The 18,661-nt window shown below is 57.6% G+C and carries 22 protein-coding genes; 12 read left to right on the top strand and 10 right to left on the bottom strand.

The features are described from left to right. Window positions 1–52 precede the first annotated feature (52 nt). A complete protein-coding gene (locus D3Z90_RS07330) occupies window positions 53–577 on the bottom strand; it encodes an ankyrin repeat domain-containing protein (protein WP_136475112.1) in 525 nt (174 codons plus the stop codon). A gap of 272 nt (window positions 578–849) precedes the next feature. Between D3Z90_RS07330 and D3Z90_RS07325 the strand changes: the two genes are divergently transcribed. Continuing rightward, window positions 850–1,122, top strand: a complete 273-nt coding sequence (locus D3Z90_RS07325; protein ID WP_136475111.1) for a DUF3509 domain-containing protein — start codon at window positions 850–852, stop codon at window positions 1,120–1,122. 101 nt (window positions 1,123–1,223) lie between these two features. Here the strand turns inward: D3Z90_RS07325 and D3Z90_RS07320 are convergent, their stop codons facing one another. Genes D3Z90_RS07320 through aroC form a run of 3 tightly spaced genes read right to left on the bottom strand, consistent with a single transcriptional unit; the run spans window position 1,224 to window position 4,030 of the window. Beyond that, window positions 1,224–1,742, bottom strand: a complete 519-nt coding sequence (locus D3Z90_RS07320; protein ID WP_136475110.1) for an acireductone dioxygenase — start codon at window positions 1,740–1,742, stop codon at window positions 1,224–1,226. Between the two features lie 12 nt (window positions 1,743–1,754). Next, on the bottom strand, window positions 1,755–2,900 hold the full coding sequence (locus D3Z90_RS07315) for an MFS transporter (RefSeq protein ID WP_136475109.1): 1,146 nt from the start codon (window positions 2,898–2,900) through the stop codon (window positions 1,755–1,757). Between the two features lie 38 nt (window positions 2,901–2,938). Then, window positions 2,939–4,030, bottom strand: a complete 1,092-nt coding sequence (gene aroC, locus D3Z90_RS07310; RefSeq protein ID WP_136475108.1) for a chorismate synthase — start codon at window positions 4,028–4,030, stop codon at window positions 2,939–2,941. Between the two features lie 133 nt (window positions 4,031–4,163). On the opposite strand from aroC, the gene D3Z90_RS07305 reads away from it, so the two are divergent. Continuing rightward, on the top strand, window positions 4,164–5,126 hold the full coding sequence (locus D3Z90_RS07305) for an alpha/beta hydrolase (RefSeq protein WP_136475107.1): 963 nt from the start codon (window positions 4,164–4,166) through the stop codon (window positions 5,124–5,126). A 106-nt stretch (window positions 5,127–5,232) separates the two neighbouring features. Next, the gene (locus D3Z90_RS07300; protein ID WP_136475106.1) at window positions 5,233–6,021 is read left to right on the top strand and encodes a hypothetical protein; all 789 of its coding nucleotides are present in this window, start codon (window positions 5,233–5,235) and stop codon (window positions 6,019–6,021) included. A 37-nt stretch (window positions 6,022–6,058) separates the two neighbouring features. Here the strand turns inward: D3Z90_RS07300 and prmB are convergent, their stop codons facing one another. Next, window positions 6,059–6,967 carry a 50S ribosomal protein L3 N(5)-glutamine methyltransferase gene (prmB, locus tag D3Z90_RS07295; RefSeq protein ID WP_136475105.1) on the bottom strand — a complete coding sequence of 303 codons (909 nt, stop codon included), beginning with the start codon at window positions 6,965–6,967 and terminating at the stop codon, window positions 6,059–6,061. 190 nt (window positions 6,968–7,157) lie between these two features. Between prmB and D3Z90_RS07290 the strand changes: the two genes are divergently transcribed. From D3Z90_RS07290 to D3Z90_RS07280, 3 genes are all read left to right on the top strand, one after another. Continuing rightward, window positions 7,158–7,748: a cysteine hydrolase family protein gene (locus D3Z90_RS07290; RefSeq protein WP_136475104.1), complete on the top strand. Its 591-nt coding sequence runs from the start codon at window positions 7,158–7,160 to the stop codon at window positions 7,746–7,748. A gap of 76 nt (window positions 7,749–7,824) precedes the next feature. Then, window positions 7,825–8,145: a hypothetical protein gene (locus D3Z90_RS07285; protein ID WP_136475103.1), complete on the top strand. Its 321-nt coding sequence runs from the start codon at window positions 7,825–7,827 to the stop codon at window positions 8,143–8,145. A gap of 52 nt (window positions 8,146–8,197) precedes the next feature. Continuing rightward, window positions 8,198–8,755, top strand: coding sequence for a Smr/MutS family protein (locus D3Z90_RS07280; RefSeq protein WP_136475102.1), 558 nt, complete (start codon window positions 8,198–8,200; stop codon window positions 8,753–8,755). On the opposite strand, the gene D3Z90_RS07270 is transcribed toward D3Z90_RS07280, so the two are convergent. Then, window positions 8,710–9,276: a lysozyme gene (locus D3Z90_RS07270; protein WP_256658332.1), complete on the bottom strand. Its 567-nt coding sequence runs from the start codon at window positions 9,274–9,276 to the stop codon at window positions 8,710–8,712. The genes D3Z90_RS07280 and D3Z90_RS07270 overlap by 46 nt on opposite strands. Before the next feature lie 196 nt (window positions 9,277–9,472). Here D3Z90_RS07270 and D3Z90_RS07265 point away from each other — a divergent pair, with 196 nt between their 5' ends. After that, window positions 9,473–11,539 carry an acyltransferase family protein gene (locus D3Z90_RS07265; protein WP_136475101.1) on the top strand — a complete coding sequence of 689 codons (2,067 nt, stop codon included), beginning with the start codon at window positions 9,473–9,475 and terminating at the stop codon, window positions 11,537–11,539. Window positions 11,540–11,722: 183 nt separating this feature from the next. Here the strand turns inward: D3Z90_RS07265 and D3Z90_RS07260 are convergent, their stop codons facing one another. After that, window positions 11,723–11,899, bottom strand: a complete 177-nt coding sequence (locus tag D3Z90_RS07260) for a tail fiber assembly protein (RefSeq protein WP_371922312.1) — start codon at window positions 11,897–11,899, stop codon at window positions 11,723–11,725. A 66-nt stretch (window positions 11,900–11,965) separates the two neighbouring features. After that, window positions 11,966–12,190 (bottom strand): hypothetical protein, encoded by a 225-nt coding sequence (locus tag D3Z90_RS07255; protein ID WP_218571419.1) that lies wholly within the window; start codon window positions 12,188–12,190, stop codon window positions 11,966–11,968. Window positions 12,191–12,468: 278 nt separating this feature from the next. On the opposite strand from D3Z90_RS07255, the gene D3Z90_RS27295 reads away from it, so the two are divergent. The 3 genes from D3Z90_RS27295 to D3Z90_RS07240 are packed head-to-tail and all read left to right on the top strand — an operon-like array spanning window position 12,469 to window position 13,974. Then, window positions 12,469–12,975, top strand: a complete 507-nt coding sequence (locus D3Z90_RS27295; RefSeq protein ID WP_371922257.1) for a hypothetical protein — start codon at window positions 12,469–12,471, stop codon at window positions 12,973–12,975. A gap of 22 nt (window positions 12,976–12,997) precedes the next feature. Then, the gene (gene folE / locus D3Z90_RS07245) at window positions 12,998–13,543 is read left to right on the top strand and encodes a GTP cyclohydrolase I FolE (protein WP_136475099.1); all 546 of its coding nucleotides are present in this window, start codon (window positions 12,998–13,000) and stop codon (window positions 13,541–13,543) included. A gap of 59 nt (window positions 13,544–13,602) precedes the next feature. Further along, window positions 13,603–13,974, top strand: a complete 372-nt coding sequence (locus tag D3Z90_RS07240) for a glutathione S-transferase N-terminal domain-containing protein (protein WP_136475098.1) — start codon at window positions 13,603–13,605, stop codon at window positions 13,972–13,974. 31 nt (window positions 13,975–14,005) lie between these two features. Here the strand turns inward: D3Z90_RS07240 and D3Z90_RS07235 are convergent, their stop codons facing one another. Continuing rightward, a complete protein-coding gene (locus tag D3Z90_RS07235) occupies window positions 14,006–14,608 on the bottom strand; it encodes a glutathione S-transferase family protein (RefSeq protein WP_136478892.1) in 603 nt (200 codons plus the stop codon). Window positions 14,609–14,753: 145 nt separating this feature from the next. Here D3Z90_RS07235 and D3Z90_RS07230 point away from each other — a divergent pair, with 145 nt between their 5' ends. Continuing rightward, on the top strand, window positions 14,754–15,947 hold the full coding sequence (locus tag D3Z90_RS07230) for a benzoate/H(+) symporter BenE family transporter (protein WP_136475097.1): 1,194 nt from the start codon (window positions 14,754–14,756) through the stop codon (window positions 15,945–15,947). A gap of 17 nt (window positions 15,948–15,964) precedes the next feature. Here D3Z90_RS07230 and D3Z90_RS07225 read toward each other — a convergent pair whose 3' ends face one another. Continuing rightward, window positions 15,965–17,347, bottom strand: coding sequence for a PLP-dependent aminotransferase family protein (locus D3Z90_RS07225; protein WP_136475096.1), 1,383 nt, complete (start codon window positions 17,345–17,347; stop codon window positions 15,965–15,967). Between the two features lie 113 nt (window positions 17,348–17,460). On the opposite strand from D3Z90_RS07225, the gene D3Z90_RS07220 reads away from it, so the two are divergent. Continuing rightward, window positions 17,461–18,624: an MFS transporter gene (locus D3Z90_RS07220; protein ID WP_136475095.1), complete on the top strand. Its 1,164-nt coding sequence runs from the start codon at window positions 17,461–17,463 to the stop codon at window positions 18,622–18,624. The last annotated feature ends 37 nt before the right edge of the window (window positions 18,625–18,661 follow it).

Below are 18,661 nucleotides of genomic sequence, written 5' to 3'. Positions count from 1 at the left end.
CCTGCGACGCTGAAAAAAGTCGCCAAGGATAGCCGCAAAAGGCCCCTGGGGGTTAGCCGGCCAGCGCTTGCAACTGCGCGGTAGTATCAACAGCGCCCATTGCCAACGCAGCGCCGAGCGCGGTAACGCCCTTGGCATCCTGGCGCTGGGCATCGGCGCCCTTGCTCAACAGGTAATCGACAATCGCGGTGCGGTTGAACATGGCCGCCATCATCAACGCGGTGCGACCATCAGTAGACGCCGAGTCCACCGCAACGCCTTGCTCTACCAGCAGCGTCACCATCGCCAGGTCACCTTTGAATGCTGCACCGGCCATGGGCAGCTGACCATTGTCATTGGCGATTTGCGCATCGGCGCCGTGCTGCAGCAGCACGGTTACCGCATCCAGATGCCCGTGGTAGCAAGCGAGCATCAGCAAGGTGTCGCCCTTGTGGTTGCGCAGGTTGGCAGGCAGGCCTTTGTCGAGCAGACGCCCAAGCATCTCGGCATCGCCCTGGCGTGCCCGGTCGAACACCTGCTCGGCGAATGCGGCAGCCTCGTCATCATTCATGGGCGTAGGGCTGCGTTGATCAGACATGGGGAACCTCCTGGCTTACGGAAAGCCCAAGTATTTGTCAGTAACGCCGCGAGGTCCACTGTGGATAACGCATGGTGCCGACAGAGCCAATCTATTGGCAAAGGGATCTTGCAAAATGCACTGTGCAAATTGCACGACCTTGCACAATGCATGAGGCGCCCGCCCGTATTTATATTTAAGTAGTTGATTTATATAGATTTTATTTCAATAAAAACCTGGCACAGTCGCTGCAACCATCACTCCATGTCTGCCACTAACAGCCAGGAGTCGATATGGACCTCATCCAGGAAAAATTTGCCTCGGTTTTCCCCGCCTACACCGTGGTCACCCAAGCGCGGCCTGACGGCGGCATTCTGCTGACCTTGCGCGCCGCAGATGGCAAGCAGGTAAAGCGCTCGATTTCGTATGGACAACTGCACTGCGCTGAACAGCTGACGTGGGCGATCAGTGCGATTCGCCGCGACCTGGCCGAACAAGCCAGTGAGTTGCCGATGATTTCTCGGCTGCAGAGCCAACAGCGGTTCGCCCTGCCGACTTACCGCTAAGCCTTGACACCCCCCTTCACAAACAAGGCCAACCCCAACAGGACGTCGGGGTTGGCCTTGTTTGTGAAAACCTGTCTAGCAGCCGCTACCCGTCCTACCGATCAATCATCAAGGCGTGGATAACGCTCGGCAATCGGGTCGCCGGTGAAATCTACAGCTTGCCCTTCTGGGGCGTTGGACAGGCGAATGGCAACGAATCGCGGTTCATCACCCATATCGACCCACAGCCTGGTGCCAGCCGGCACGCCGATCAAATCGCCCTTCTCGCACAGCACTGCGTAGATGTAATCGTCAATGCGCAGGCTGAACAGCCCGCGTCCGGCAGCAAAAAAGCGCAGCTGGTCTTCCTTGCACGTATGCTCATTGCGCAAAGCGCCATCCACTTCACGGATTACATCGACATGGGCGTACCCGCGTTCGGCCAGCAATGTGTCGATGCTCGACCGGTAGGCTTCGATGATGTGTTGATCGCCAGCACCGGGCTGGATCGCAGAGTCAGCTTGCCAACGCTCGAAACGCACAGCGTGCTCAGCCAGCGTGGCAGCGATGTCCTCAAGGTGGGTCAGCACCTTGTTGGGGATGTCCGGGGTGGACTGGTGGTAAACGGTCAGGCTGCTCATTAAAGGCGCTTCCTATGTCTGGGCATCTTTCATCTGGGTCGCAATGATAACGGCTGCGGCCAGGGCTGCGATGCTGGCAATACTAAAGGTGGTAGTTGCACCCAACAGGTTCCAGCTGTAGCCGGAATACAGAGCGCCCAAGGCTCCGCCGGTGCCGGCCAAGGCTGCGTACAGGGCCTGGCCCTGCCCTTGCTGACGCGCAGCAAAACTACGCTGCACAAAAGCGATGGCCGCGGCGTGGAAGCTGCCGAAGGTGGCGGCATGCAGCACCTGGGCAAACAACAGCACGGCCAGGTGCTCAGCATAATTGCCCAGGAGCAGCCAACGCAGGGCCGCCAGGATGAAACTGGCCATCAGCACCCGGCGCAGCGATACCCGCGCCAGAATCCAGCTCATGCCGAGGAACATCAGCACTTCGGCCACCACGCCCAGCGCCCAGAGCATACCGATTATCCCGCGGCTGAAGCCGAGTTGCTCCAGGTGCAGGGTGAGAAAGGTGTAATAGGGACCATGGCTGAGCTGCATCAGCGCCACACAAACATAGAAGGCGGCCACGCCAGGGCGGGTCAACTGCTTGAGAAAACCACCCTGGCTTCGCTCATTCTGCCCCGGTGGCTGGGCGTTCGGCACCCAGAAGCTGGCGAGCACGATACCGGCCATGATGACCACCAACGCCTGCGGATACACATCCAGGCTCAAGCTATCGAACAGTCGCCCAAGGCCGACCACGGTCAGAATGAAACCAATCGAACCCCACAGCCGAATCTGGCTGTAGCGCGACGTCTGACCCTGCAAGTGCGCCAGGGTGATGACCTCGAACTGCGGCAACACCGCGTGCCAGAAGAACGCGTGCAAGGCCATGACCAGCGCAAGCCAGGCATAGCTTTTGGCAAAAAAGATCAGTGAGAAGCTCAACAGTGTGAACAGCGCGCCAAGGCGCACGATCAACAGGCGTTGACCGCTGCGATCACCCAACCAGCCCCATAGATTGGGCGCGATACAGCGCATCAGCATGGGGATGGCAACCAATTCGCCGATGCGCGCGCTGGAAAAACCCAGGTGATGAAAGTACAGCGCCAGAAACGGCGCTGTAGACCCGAGCAAGGCAAAGTAGAACAGGTAAAAGCTGGACAGCCGCCAGTAGGGAATCGGCGCCACGGCTCAACACGCCGCAGCGCGCATGCCAAAAGCCTGCATTACAGCTGGCCCAGTACCGGCGTGGTCACCCGAACATCGGCGTTCTGGCCGCGATGACGCAGCAGGTGATCCATCAGCACAATGGCCATCATCGCTTCAGCGATTGGCGTGGCGCGGATGCCGACGCACGGATCGTGGCGACCTTTGGTGATCACTTCGACCGGGTTGCCATCGACATCAATCGAGCGACCTGGGGTGGTGATACTTGAAGTGGGCTTCAAGGCCAGGTGGGCAACGATCGGCTGACCGGAGGAGATTCCGCCGAGAATGCCACCGGCATTGTTGCTGAGAAAACCTTCAGGGGTCATCTCGTCACGATGCTCGGTACCACGCTGGGCAACGCTGGCGAAACCTGCACCAATCTCCACACCCTTGACCGCATTGATGCTCATCAAGGCGTGGGCAAGCTCGGCGTCCAGGCGGTCGAAGATCGGCTCGCCCAGGCCTGGCATGACACCTTCGGCGACGACCGTGATTTTTGCGCCAACCGAATCCTGGTCACGGCGCAGTTGGTCCATGTACGCCTCCAGCTCCGGGACTTTGTCTGGGTCGGGGCTGAAAAAGGCATTTTGCTCGACCGAGTCCCAGGTTTTGAACGGAATCTCGATCGGTCCCAGTTGGCTCATGTAGCCACGGATGCGAATGCCCTGGCTGGCCAGGTACTTTTTGGCAATGGCACCGGCGGCCACACGCATGGCGGTTTCACGCGCCGAACTGCGACCACCGCCACGGTAATCGCGCTCACCGTATTTATGGTGATAGGTGTAGTCGGCATGGGCCGGGCGGAAAAGATCCTTGATCGCCGAATAGTCCTTGGACTTCTGGTCGGTGTTACGGATCAGCAGGCCGATCGAGCAGCCTGTAGTGCGCCCTTCGAAAACCCCGGAAAGGATTTCGACTTCATCGGCTTCCTGACGCTGGGTAGTATGGCGACTGGTGCCGGGTTTGCGCCGGTCGAGGTCGTGCTGCAGGTCAGCCAGGGAAATTTCCAGGCCCGGCGGACAGCCGTCGACAATGGCGACCAACGCCGGACCATGGCTTTCGCCAGCGGTGGTGACAGTGAACAGCTTGCCGTAGGTATTGCCGGACATGCAGGACGCTCCGCGAATCAGCCTGATTTTAACAAGGCCGCCAGTATACGCAGGCTAACCCGTGAGTTCATCCCTGACAGCGAACCTTCTGCCCGCACTTGGGTCCAAAATCCATCTCCTCGATAGTGGCCTGATGATGCTGCGTGTTTTTGTGGTATTTGCCCTGCTGTTCAGCGGCCTGGTGCACGCTGCTGCCCCCACCGTGCTGCAACGCCCGATCAGCCTCGATACCGGCAGCGGCATGCTTTATGGCAGCCTACTATTGCCGCGCACCGAGCAACCGCCACCGGTGGTGCTGATTATTCCGGGGTCCGGGCCTACCGATCGCAATGGCAACAGCCCCGACGGTGCCCACACCGATAACCTCAGGCAACTGGCGCTGGTACTGGCGAAAAACCGCATCGCCAGTGTGCGCTACGACAAACGTGGCGTAGCCGCCAGCCGCCCAGCCACACCCGATGAACGCAACCTCAGCGTCGAACGCTACGTCGCCGATGCTATAGCCTGGAGCCGTGCGCTCAAGGCTGATCCACGTTTTGGCCAGTTGATTCTGCTGGGCCACAGTGAAGGCGCGCTGATCGCCAGCTTGGCTGCCGAGGCAAGCGATGCCAGCGCCGTGATCAGCGTGGCCGGCAGTGGCCGGCCTATCGATGAGGTGTTCCGCGCGCAGCTCGCCGACCAGGTTCCGGCCCCCTACCGCCAACGTGTGGGACAAATACTGGACAGTCTCAAGGCCGGACACCCCGCCGCCGACGTACCGCTGCCCTTGCAGGACGTGTTGCGCCCCAGCGTCCAGCCCTACCTGATTTCGTTGTTTCGCCAAGACCCCGCGGCCGCATTCGCCAGCGTGAAAGTCCCCGCCCTGATCATTCAAGGCACCCACGATGTGCAGGTCGATGTGAGCAACGCCGAACGGCTCAAGGCCGCCAAGCCGGATGCCGAACTGGCGTTGATCCAGGGCATGAATCATATGCTGAGGATCGCCCCTCAGGCGGCCAGCGAGCAGCGCGAAAGCTACCTGAACCCTAAACTGCCGCAAGCCAGCGAGCTGGGCACCCGCGTGGTCGATTTTATCCACAGGCTGCCCGCCGCTTGAACGAACTTCACGGAAATTCAGCCTCCAGTCCCGCACGATTCTGCCGATAAGCCGATGCTGGCATCGTGATTATGTCCAGCTTGCTGTGCATAAGAGGATTGCCGTGATGACTGAAGCCGCCCCCCAGGACGCCCCGGAAACCGCCGAGGCCGCGCCGGAACCCGCCCCGCTGCCGTGGGCCGAGGTGACTGCGGAACATTTCCAGCTGCTGCGCCTGGCGCCGCTGCCTACCGACCGCAACAGCGGCGCGCGCCCATTGCGCTTTGTCCAGTACGGCTATGCCGAACGGCACAACAAGGAGACCAGCCTGCTGCGCATGGTCATCCAGTTGCCAGGGCAGAAAGTGCGCAAGGAGCAGAACTGCCTGGATATCTGGGTGGATCATCAAGAGAAGCGCGTCCATGTCGGCCCCGACAGCGGCTTGCAACTTGAACCCTTGAACCGCGGCCTGGGTGGCTTCCTGCTGTCCCAGGCAATTGCCTGGGCGCAACGCAAGTGGTCGCACTACCGCGTTGACGGGGCCGCACTGGCAAGCAAGGACGCGCTCAATGAAGACACCCGCCAGCGTCGAGATCGGATGCTGAACAGGCATGGCCTGGAGGTTGAGTACGCCGACGCCCAGCATCTAAAGGGACGCTACGTCGAGGTGCAGGTCGGCGAACTGAAAGGCGGCTGGAACAACGAGAAGGTGCAACGGGTTGAAATACTCGATGCTGCGCACATGCTGCAGCAAGCCGAACAGACCCTGCAGGAAAAAGACGCCCAGCTTCGCGAGCGCGACGAGCGTGTCAGCAAGTACCGCCGTGAAGACAGCGGGCTACGTTTCACCATTACTTGCCTGGTGGCCTTTGCGGTGTTTCAGGCCGGGTTGTTGATCTGGATTGCGACGCACTGAATACATCGCGGGGCTCGCCCCGCGATGAAGTCCTCGCTTAAACCCTCGCAGCAAACAATTGCTGATGCTGGCGGCACTGCTGCGCCGTCAGCATGAACACGCCGTGCCCGCCACGCTCGAATTCCAGCCAGGCAAAGTCCACTTCCGGGTACAACGCTTCGACGTGAACCTGGCTGTTGCCGACCTCGACAATCAGCAGCCCTTTATCGGTGAGGTGATCCGCCGCCTCGGCGAGCATGCGGCGCACCAGGTCCAGACCGTCGTTGCCACAGGCCAGGCCCAGCTCCGGCTCGTGATGGTATTCATCCGGCATGTCGGCAAAATCCTCGGCGTCGACATAGGGCGGATTGGACAGGATCAGATCGAAGCGTTGACCCGGCAAGCCGCCGAAACCGTCACCTTGAACGGTGTAGACGCGCTCTTCCAGACCGTGACGCTCGATGTTCTGATTAGCCACTTCCAGCGCTTCGAACGACAGGTCGGCCAGCACCACTTCGGCTTGCGGGAATACCTCGGCGCTGACAATGCCGATACAACCTGAACCGGTACACAGGTCGAGAATGCGCGCAGGCTCGCTGGCCAGCCACGGTTCGAAGCGTTTCTCGATCAACTCGCCGATGGGTGAACGCGGGATCAGCACACGTTCATCGACAATGAAGGACAAACCACAGAACCACGCCTCGCCCAACAGATAAGCGGTAGGCACGCGGTCTTCGATACGGCGTTTGAGCAGGCGCTGTAGATTGACCAGCTCGTCGTCTTCAAGCTGGCAATCGAGGTAGCTGTCGGCAACCTCCCAAGGCAAATGTACCGAGCCCAGCACCAGAAGCCGGGCTTCATCCCAGGCGTTGTCGGCCCCATGGCCGAAAAACAGGTCATGCTCATGGAAACGGCTGACAGCCCAACGGATATGATCGCGCAGGGTGCGCAGGCGAGAAGTGATCACAACAGACTCCTTGAAAGACGACCTGCAATTCTAACAGCCCGGTCACAGAAAAGGTCGCTGAAAACGGCGTGTAAGCGATTCGCTGACATGGCTGCAGGCCACTAACCACGCTGCTTGTGCGCGAAGCGATTCACATAAGTGCTCAGGCAGGGGACAATAGGTTGAAAAGCCCTATCCAAAGGAGCCCTTGATGTCTGTTCCAATGACGATGTTCCACCTCAGCGGCCGTGGCTATCCGCCCGCCAAGCTGAGCAATGCCAGCCTGCTCATTATCGACGCGCAAAAAGAGTACCTCAGCGGTCCTCTGGGACTGTCGGGCATGGACGAAGCTGTGAAGAACATCGCTAAAATGCTCGAGGCTGCCCGCAAAGCCGGTCGCCCGATCATCCATGTGCGCCACCTGGGTACTGTCGGTGGCATGTTCGACCCACAGGGACCACGCGGCGAGTTCATCCCGGGCCTTGAGCCCCAAGGCGATGAGGTGATCATCGAGAAGCGCATGCCCAACGCCTTCAAGAACACCACGCTGCATGAAACCCTGCAGAAGTACGGCCACCTGGACCTGATTGTCTGCGGTTTCATGAGTCACTCCAGCGTCAGCACCACCGTACGCCGTGCCAAGGACTATGGTTATCGTTGCACCCTGATCGAGGATGCCTGCGCCACCCGCGACCTGCCGTTCAAGGATGGTGTGATTCCCGCTGCGCAAATCCAGCAAAGCGAGATGGCGATCATGGCCGACAACTTCGCTTGCGTGGCGCCAACCAGCAGCCTGATCTGATCAGCCGCCTGGCGGGCTCACGGAACCACCTTGCGGCAGTTCGGTCAAAAACCGGATATCCACAGAGGAAATTGGCATGAAGTTGTCCAACGGTTTCGATGCCAAGCGCTTGCGCCAGCGTGAACCCAGCAATTGGGGGGCGCGCATGGCGGCTGCGTTTTCGGCACTGTTGGCCACCCTCGGCGTCCTGCTGGCCATGGCTGGCGCCGCCAGCCTGCTGGGTAACGTCCCGGCACTGGCCGAGCTTAACGCCAGCCGTGCAGGTGCCGCCGTGGTACTTGCCGGTGGCCTGTTGCTGTTGTACCTGGGTGTGTTGTTCTGGCGACGCAGCCGTCTGCGCCTGCGCCGCAGCCGCGAACTGAACTTGTCGCCCCACCTGATGAAGAAACACGATTGACTGCAACCTGAGGAAGAGTCGCGTAAACTGCGCCGCCCAGGCGGAGGCTTACATGCAAGACGACGATTTTTCCCTGTTCAAAAGCGAGATGCGCGGCGTCAAGCCGATCAAGCATGATCGCGCCGAAGTCGGTAAACCCAAGGCTGATCGCAAGCAGTTGGCGGGCCTGCGCCAGGCTGCCACCGTGCGCAGCAACCAGGGTGTAGTCGACGGCCTGTCGGATCAGTTTGTCATCGACGTCGGCCCCGAAGACGACCTGCACTGGAGCCGTGATGGCGTTCAGGAAAGCCAGATGCGCAAGCTCAAGGCCGGTCAGATAGGCTTCGAAGGCAGCCTCGACCTGCATGGCATGAACGTGGAAAAAGCCCGTGAAACCCTCTGGGCGTTTCTCGCCGAGGCGACCCGCTTCGAAGTACGTTGTGTGCGGGTCACCCACGGCAAGGCGGTACGCCTGGATGGCAAGAAGCCGATGATCAAGAGCCACGTCAACACCTGGCTGCGCCAACACCCGCAGGTACTGGGTTTTACCTCGTGCCAGGCCCGCCATGGCGGCACCGGTGCAGTCTATGTAATGCTCAAACGAACCATGCTCGAAGGCCGTGACGAGTAACGCCGTGCTTGCGACCATGCTGTTAGGTGCCCCAGAAGGCGGCGAGTACCAGCGCCAGGGCTGCCGCGGCACCAATGGTTCGGGCGCTGATCACGCCGCCTCCAGAAACAGCACGCGCTCAGCTTCCCGGCGCCGGACGCGATCTGGCAGCACCTTGCCACCCGCCTTGTCCGGCGCGGAAACTGCTCGGCGGCTCCCGCATAGTCGCCGGCGTTGAGCCTGCGCAGCAGCGTCGACGACTCGAGATTGGCCGCACCGAGGTTGTAGGTGAAGCTGACAAAGGCATCTCCCTGGTTACCAGTCACCGGCACCTTCACCAGGTACTCGACTTCCGCTTCGAAGCGCTGCACGTTGTTGAGTAGCATCAGCTCGGCCTGCTCTTTGGTGATCGACATGCCGGCCTTCACTCCTCGAGTGGCGCCATAGCCGATGGTCCAAACGCCGACGACATCCCGATACGCGAGCAGCCGCAGGCCTTCGAAGGACTTGATGAGGCTCAGGCCTCGTTGCGATGTACGCATTCACTTTTCTCCAGGCAAAAAATGCCCGCGCAATGGCGCGGTTTTGTCAATTGTCATCCGTCGCCGACTCGAGATTAGCGCGCTCGCTCTTCTACTATCGTATGGCTGTGACTTATGGCCATCAGGTATGATTATCGGCTTCTCGAGAGCTCAGGCACTCGATACATCTGAACACAACATTGGAAATAACTGTTAAGTGAGCAAAGAACAATATTTACCGGGTATAGACGGGCTTAGAGCAGTTGCGGTATTACTTGTACTATTCTTCCACGCCGGTTTCTCCACCTTTAGCGGCGGATACGTGGGGGTAGATGTATTTTTTGTTATCAGCGGATTTCTAATTACTCGATTAATCGTTAGAGAGTACGAAAACTCTGGAGAATTCAACTTCAGAAACTTCTACTACAAACGAGCCCAGCGATTACTCCCCGCACTACTAACTACAGTTTCAATAACTTTAGTATTAGCGGTTATTTTTTTTACACCACAACACCTTAGAAGGTTTGGGGCCGAAGCCATCTTTTCAACCCTATCCTTATCAAATTTCTTTTTCCTAAGTGAAAGTGGGTACTTCAACACATCATCCGATTTCAAACCACTTCTTCACACATGGTCACTAAGCATTGAAGAGCAGTTTTACTTATTTTGGCCTACTGCCTTAATCGTGGCCATGAAATCCGGCAAAAAGCATCGCGCCCTGTTTCTACTGTGCGCTATATTCGCAATCAGCCTTGCACTAAACTTTTCTTTCAGCGATGGGCGAAGCGCTCTTACTAAGCCCTTCGGTAAGATTATTACTAATTGGTTGTCCGACGGGGCAGCGACCCTGTATTTTTTCTCCCCAATGCGATTATTCGAATTTAGCATCGGCGGGATGCTAGTCTTCTTGCGGGCACCAAATTTCAATAGATGGCTCTACGAGGCGGCGCTGGCAAGCGGTGTAGCCCTAATAATATATTCTGCAATATTCTTTGATCAAAACACATTATTTCCCTCATACAATGCGTTACTCCCGTGCATTGGCGCAGCATTAGTAATTTTCTCATGCCAGTCTGCGCCACTTACTGGATCTTTGATAGGAAGCAAGCCCATAGTGTTCATTGGGCTAATCAGCTATTCGGTGTATTTAGTACATTGGCCTATTTTCGTATTTACAAAATACTGGCTGATGCGCGATCTCGTCACAACCGAAAAATCCGCCCTATGCTTCGCATCCATTGCCTTGGGATACGCGCTTTATCGCTTTATTGAAACCCCTTATAGATACAGCTCAAGCCCTAAAGCACGAACAAAATTTGTCATGACGTGTGCGGTACTGGCTTCATTTGTACTTTTACCTGCCGCTAATATGCTGGCATCTGACGGTTGGAAGTGGAGAGTAAAACCCACTGGTATTGCGATGGAAGAGCAACTAGCAAACTCAAAGCAATTCCACATAGATCAATACGGTGGTGCTGGATACCCTTACAAAGGTTGGATACATAAGAACAATTTAGAGAAAGCTGACATTATTTTAATTGGCGACAGCCATGCAAGACACTATGCGAAAGGTCTTGATGAAGTAATCGGAAAGCCGTTAAACAAAAATATTTATATATCTTCGATTAGCTGCATCTTGCTGCCCGACCTAACAAGAACGACCCCCGGCTTTGACTGGAACAAAAACTGTCAGCACTATCTAAATGATGCAATTAAAGTAATTAAAGAAAGCCCAGCAAACTCACTTGTAATCATCTCGCACAACTGGTTATTTCAACTATACAATGCAGGACTAATAAGCACAAATGAAAAGCTTAAATTCAAAAACCAGGCAGAGGCTTATCATTTTGCCTCCGACAAAATAAAAGAATTGTCATCGAAGCTTACCGATAGAAAAATCCTTGTGATTGGAGATATTCCAGGCTCTGGCGTGAATGATCTAATAGGTTGTTTCTCAAGACCTTACTTTTTTAGAAAAGATTGCAACACCATAACATCAGTAGATCAACGGTCTATAAAGTCGGCGATTGGGAACAGCATCATGGCTAACGACCTTAACGGCATTAAAAACCTCACTTACGTGTCACCACAAGGTATTTTGTGCAAAAATGGCAAGTGCAAATCAATAATTAATGGTTCAGTAATGTACAGCGATGGCGAACACTTATCCAAAGCAGGATCCATAGTAGTAATCCAAGCACTTTTCAAAAAAATATCCAACGAACTAAATAGAGATATAACATTGAAAAACTACAACAGTGACGACATTGGATTCGCACTGTAGAGGGAAGGTAAGTATTCCTTATAGTCGAGCGACACAACATACTCCAACGCGAGTAGGATTGAGTCGCTTGGTCAAGTCCAGAGCATCTCACTGCGGCGGCCGTAAAAAATTTTCTACGGCCTTCTGCCTAGAGGCCGAAAGGGTAACCTTTGTACAATTTTTGCCCACTAATTACTTTATCCATTAAGCTAAGCGATTTCCCGCGATTGATGACGTAAGCCTAGATGCTCGGCCAGTCGATGGTGCGGGGTAACCCGGTCGATCCGGTACCCGAATCAACGCGATGCGGTATTTCTTCCAAGCCTTAAGCTCGGCAGCTTCAGCTTCCGTGGCGTCCTCGAGATCGACAGCGTCCTGCAGCGGGTCAATGGCTAAGTCAGCTACGGCGCGACGCGCTGCAATCTCGGCGACAACCTGCGCAAGATGTTATTCGGCAGCTGCCGTGACTTTCATTTCCAGGGTGATCACTTGCGACCAATCGATAATGCCGTTCACAGCTGGCTGCTGCTCTGTGGCCAGATCGAGACCAGGAAGTTGCACTGGTCCATCAACGGGACTGTGAATGTCGACGGGGAACCGGGCAAAGCCAGGCGCATCCGCTGCGTGCGGAAGAGCAAGCATTAAGTTCAGCTTGCCTTTGATGCGCTCCACGGCCTGGGTAATCGATTCCGTACCGATTGCCTCCACCGGAATGGATGCACCGTCTACCGCTTTCTTGACGGAAGCTACAAACGCTACTTCACGAACTGTTCTGGATCTACGGCATGGCCGGAGGATTGCGGAAAGGGTTGCCCATTGCAAAGGAAATACAGAGAGGAGCCCGAAACACCAGGTACCAACTTTTCCCTCCTCCTCGAACAGAACAACACCCCTACACCAGCCCAAGCCCAAGCCCAAGCTCGCTGGTATGACGAGAGGTATTCGCTGTGATGGCCATGACGACTAATACCCAATCCATTACGGCAACAGAGCTGACTCCCAACTACTACCAGTCAGACTTTGTGCCCGAGAAAAAAATGGCCAAACTGGTCGGCACCACCGCACGTGCCCTTCAGGGAAAACGGGCCAAGGGACGCGTGGAACACCGCCAGAGCCGCAGAAGGCACCCTCAGTCAGCTTTCATGTTCCCGCCGACCAAGAACTTTGAGTTCGTCCAGCAGGCCAGTGTGACCGACAAACACTTCCAGGCCGCGCTGGGCGAACTGAACATTCGCGCCCGTCGGCAATACAACTGCCGACACACATACGCTACTATGTGCCTCATGGCGGGTATGAACCCCGCATTTATTGCCAATCAGCTGGGTCATAGCGTGCAAATGCTACTGTCGACGTATGCCCGGTGGATCAACTCCAGCACAGACTGGAACGAGCTCGGGAAGCTTGAAAGCAAGTTGATTGGTACAAAATCGGTACAGACTGAAACAGTACCTCTCTGAAACCCTTATGGAATCAGCCCCTGTGACACTGGAACAGAACTACACCGCTATCCTCGGCCAAATCGGCGAGGACGTCTCCCGCGAGGGCCTGCTCGACACGCCCAAGCGGGCAGCGAAGGCCATGCAGTACCTTTGCCGCGGTTATGAACAAACCCTGGAAGAAGTGACCAACGGCGCTTTGTTCAGCTCCGACAACAGTGAAATGGTCCTGGTCAAGGACATCGAGCTGTACTCGCTGTGCGAACACCATATGCTGCCATTCATCGGCAAGGCGCACGTCGCCTACATTCCCGATGGCAAAGTCCTGGGCTTGTCCAAGGTTGCACGGATCGTCGACATGTACGCACGTCGCCTGCAGATCCAGGAAAACCTCAGCCGCCAGGTTGCCGAGGCGATCCAGAAAGTTACCGGCGCCCTGGGCGTAGCAGTGGTCATCGAAGCCAAGCACATGTGCATGATGATGCGCGGTGTGGAGAAACAGAATTCGACGATGATTACTTCGGTGATGCTCGGCGAGTTCCGCGAAAATGCCGCGACTCGTAGCGAGTTTCTCAGCCTGATCAAGTAATCGGGCCTGCTTGCAAGCCGATCCTTGGGGGTCGGCTTTTTTCATTCTGAGGAGTTGTCATGATCGTCAAAGCACTGCGCGTCGGCCTCGGCCAATTGATTGTCTTCGGCGACTGGGTCAGCCGCCCGGCCAAGCTCAAGCGCGATCCGACTGCCCAGGCACTGGTTGAACAGCAAGCCAAGGGCCTTAGCCTGTACCAGTTTCACGCCTGCCCTTTCTGCGTGAAAACCCGTCGCACCCTGCACCGCCTCAACGTGCCGGTTGCCCTGCGCGATGCGAAGAACAACGAACAGGATCGCCAGACCCTGCTCAACGAAGGCGGCAAAATCAAAGTCCCGTGCCTGCGCATCGAGGAAGACGGCAAGACCACCTGGATGTACGAATCCAAGGTGATCATCGATTACCTCAACAAGCGTTTTTCCGCCATTTGAGGCAATCGAGCAAGCTGTGGGAGCGCTGCGTTTAGCCGAGCATCGTCACGTGCCGTGGATGACTGGCGACGCGCTCCAGCCAGGCCTGAATACCCGGATACGCGTCCAGATCAAAGCCCCCCTGCTGGGCTACATGGGTGTAGGCGTAGAGCGCGACATCGGCAATCGAATAGCGGTCACCGACCAGATACGGCGTTAGCTGCAGCTGCTTTTCCATTACCCGCAGGGCTTTGTAGCCGCCCTTGTGCAAGGTTTTGTATTCCTCAAGGCGCTCTTGCGGCAGCCCCAGGTAAAACTGGATGAAACGCGCCACGGCAATATACGGCTCATGGCTGTACTGCTCGAAAAACTGCCATTGCAGCACCTGAGTGCGCAAGCGCGGTTCGGTGGGCAGGTATTCGCTGCCGTCGGCCAGAAAGTTGAGGATCGCGTTGGACTCCCACAGGTAGGTGCCGTCTTCCAGCACCAACACCGGCACTTTGCCGTTGGGGTTCATTTCGAGAAATTCCGGGGTTTCCGTTTCACCCTTGAGGATATCCACCGCGTGCCACTCGTACGGCAGATCAAGCAGATGCAGCATCAATTTGACCTTGTAGCAATTGCCCGACTGGTAATCACCGTAGACCTTGTACATCACTCCCCCCGTTCGATGGCTCATCCTGCTCGCCGCCCATAGTTGGCGACTGTACGGCTAAATGCAATGCCTGCTGTATGACAAAGCTCAGAGAGCTGCGCGTTAGTCTGCAAAATCTGCTTACACCTAGCACAAGGACTGCACCATGCCCGATGCCTCTTCCGCGCAATTGCGCCCATTGGCTGACACCTCGCCCTCTGCCGTGGTCGCAGGCTTCATTGCCATGCTTACCGGTTACACCAGCTCCCTGGTGCTGATGTTTCAGGCTGGACAGGCAGCCGGTTTGACCACTGCGCAAATTTCTTCGTGGATCTGGGCGTTGTCCATCGGCATGGCCGTGTGCAGCATTGGCCTGTCGCTGCGCTATCGCACGCCGGTGACAGTTGCCTGGTCGACGCCGGGCGCCGCACTGCTGATCACCAGCCTGGGGGGCGTGAGCTACGGCGAAGCAATCGGCGCCTATATCACCTGCGCTGTGCTGGTGGTGATCTGCGGGCTTACCGGCAGCTTCGAGCGCCTGGTCAAACGCATTCCCGCGTCTTTGGCGTCTGCCTTGCTGGCCGGCATTTTGTTCAAGATCGGCAGTGAAATCTTCATCGCCGCCCAACACCGCACGGCTCTGGTGCTGGGCATGTTCTTCAGTTATCTGATTATCAAACGCTTGTCGCCGCGCTATGCCGTGCTTGCTGCGTTGCTGGTAGGCACGGCGCTATCCGGCGCCATGGGACTGCTGGACTTCAGCGGCTTCAGCCTGGAAGTGGCAACGCCCGTATGGACAACACCCAGCTTCTCCCTGGCGGCCACCATCAGTATCGGTATACCGCTGTTCGTGGTCGCCATGACGTCGCAAAATATGCCAGGGGTGGCAGTGCTGCGCGCCGACGGCTATCAAGTACCAGCCTCGCCGCTGATCTCGGTGACAGGCCTGGCCTCGCTGGTGCTCGCGCCCTTTGGTTCGCACGGTATCAACCTCGCCGCTATCAGTGCTGCGATCTGCACCGGCCCGCATGCACACGAAGACCCGAACAAGCGCTACACCGCTGCGGTTTGGTGCGGGATTTTCTACGGCATTGCCGGCGTCTTCGGCGCCACCCTGGCGGCCCTGTTCGCCGCCCTGCCCAAGGAGTTGGTGCTGTCGATAGCCGCCCTCGCTTTGTTCGGCTCGATCATGAACGGCCTGACGGTGGCGATGAACGAAGCCAAGGAGCGTGAAGCTGCGTTGATTACCTTCATGGTGACCGCTTCGGGCTTTACCCTGTTCTCGATTGGCTCGGCGTTCTGGGGGATAGTCGCGGGGGTGTTGACCCTGATGATTCTCAACTGGCGCAAAGGCATTTAGCGAAACCAACTCCGGTCCTAACGCGTGCGCTGGAAGAATGCCTGGGCACGCTGATCCTGGGCGTAGGCGACATTGATCCGCAGCCAGTCACTGGCAGCCCCCTGCGGATCAAACGCACTGCCCGGCGCCACTAACACCGAACACGCCAATGCCAACTGGTTGAGCGCAGCGAAATCCCAACCGGGACGGCGCGCCCATACGAACATGCCACCGTAAGGCTCGGTGAACACTTCCCAGCCACAGGCCTCCAACTGCCCCAGGGCCTTGGCCATATGTTGTGCCAGGCGCGGGCGCAGGCGTGCGACGCTTTTGCGGTAGCTGCCGCTGGCCAACATCTGCGCCACTACTTGCTCGGTGAAGCGTGAAGTACCAAGACCGGCGACCATCTTCAGTTCAGCCAGGCGCGCTATCAGCGCCGGCTTGGCCACCAGATAGCCACAGCGCAGAGAACTGCTCAGGGTCTTGGAGAAACTGGCGAGGTAAATGACCCGCTGTTCGGCATCCAAGGTGGCCAGCCGCGTGACCGCGCCATCCTGGAAGTCGGCATAGATATCATCCTCGATGATCTGCACATCATGTTCCCGGGCAAGCTCGAGCAGGCGATAAGCAACTTTCGGCGTCAAGCTACTGCCGGTGGGATTGTGATACAGGCTGTTGATGTACAGGCATCGAGGGCGATGACGCTTGAGCAAGTCCCCCAGTACCTGCAGGTCCGGGCCGCTGGGCGTACGCGGCACCTCCAGCATTTCCACCTGGTGGTGGCGCAGCAGGTTGTACAGGTTGTAGTAGCCGGGGCTCTCTACCAGCACCTTGTCACCTGGCTTGAGCAGCGTACGCACAAGCAGATCCAAGGCATGACTGGCGCCTTGGGTGGTAAGGATTTGCTGGGGACTGACCTGGATACCGATCTGCCCCAAACCTTTATGCAGCTGGCTACGCAAACTGGCCAGGCCCAAGGGAGGACAGTAATCGAGCAGGTCCTCGATAGGCCCACGGCTGACGTGGCGTACCGCCTGGGCAATTGCATCGGTGGCCCGCCAACTGTCGGGCACCCAGCCGCAACACAGCTTGAGCAGATCGGAGCGCTCTTCGCTGAACTGCTGCCAACGGCTGTCGAACGCTTCATCGCGTACGGGATGGTCAACAACGGGTTCACTGCGCCGAAGCTCGGCGACGAAGAAGCCGGCACCATGCCTGGCCTCCAACAGCCCCGTCGCAACCAGACGGTCGTAAGCTTCAATCACACACGACTGGCTGATCCCCTGCTCTTTCGCCAATTGACGAATCGAGGGCAATCGAGTACCGGGGCGCAGACGCTGCTGCTCGATCCACTGCAACAACTGTTCAGCCAACTGCTGTACCAACGGGGAGGACGATTGGCGATCGAGCGTCAGATTCATGGGCGAAGTGTTCGTTGATTTTGTCCAAACAGTTAACCACAAATCCCCCGCCAGTGTGCCTTGTGAGGCCCTGTTGATCGCCGGATAGTCGCGGCATCAACAAGGAGCCTTCCATGCCCACTCACCGTTCGCCGGCGCTACTCGCCTTCGCCCTGTGCCTGATTACTTTCGCCGTTAATCTGCAAGCACCGCTCTATAGCGCCTACGCCGAGCTTTCCGGCAAGGGCGCCGCCGCCACGGCTGTGGCCTTTTCGGCCTATGTCGCAGGTGTGGTGCCAGTGCTGTTGCTACTCGGCGGCCTTGCCGACCGGGTAGGAAGGCGTCCATTGATTATGCTTGCGCTGATGGTATCGATGCTCGCCACGGTGCTGATGCTACTGGCCCCTACCCTGAACACCTTGGCCCTCGCGCGCCTGCTTCTGGGGATAGGCACCGCGCTGGCGTCTGCGACCGCGACGGCCTACATGAGTGAGTTGATGCAAGAGGCTGACAGCCAACACCCCGCCACTTGGGTGACGGCAAGCACGTCGCTGGGGTTCGGCCTGGGCGCGGCACTGACCAGCCTGTTCTTGCTGCGTGGCCCCACCGTGGCGCCCTACAGCTTCTATCTGCATCTGATACTGGCCGCCCTGGCACTGCTGGCCGTGTGCAGGCTGCCAGATCAACGTCGAGATACACACTGCGCCTGGTTGCGCCTGCCCTGTTATCCCGCAGGCAGCCTGCCCTATGGCCTGGCCATCCTGCTGGCCTGGGCCTGTGTTGGCCTGGTGATCGCCTTGTTACCTTCGATCCTCAAGCAGCATGATTTGGCCAACTGGTCGGGATTCTCGACCTTCTGCGTCATCAGTTGTGGCTTGCTGTTCCAGCCCTTGGCTCGGCGCATGCCACCGGCCAAGGCCACCCTGCTCGGCCTGATCGTGTTGCCGTGCAGCTATGCGCTACTGGCCTGGGGCGCCGACAGCGGGCATTTGCTGGCCGTACTGCTGGGCACCGTGGCCGCCAGCAGTGCCTGCTACGGCTTTATCTATCTGGGGGGATTATCAGCGGTGAACGTGCTGGCAGGTGTTGAGAAAACCCGCGCCAGCGCCGGTTTCTTTCTTCTCGCTTACCTGGGCTTCAGCCTGCCGGTGATTTTCACCGGGCTAGTGGCCGATCACCTTGGGCCTAGAATTGCCCTGCTGGTGTTTGGGGCAGCATTACTGCTGGGTTGTGCGTTGGTGGGTGTTCGACTGCTGATTCAGGAACAGGGGCAAGAACGGCAAGCCGTTGTCCCGTGACGCGTTATTCGGGCCAGATGAACTGGCCCACTACGCA

Source organism: Pseudomonas sp. DG56-2 (assembly GCF_004803755.1).
GTDB lineage: Bacteria > Pseudomonadota > Gammaproteobacteria > Pseudomonadales > Pseudomonadaceae > Aquipseudomonas > Aquipseudomonas auratipiscis.
This window is presented reverse-complemented; position numbering and strand designations above follow the sequence as displayed.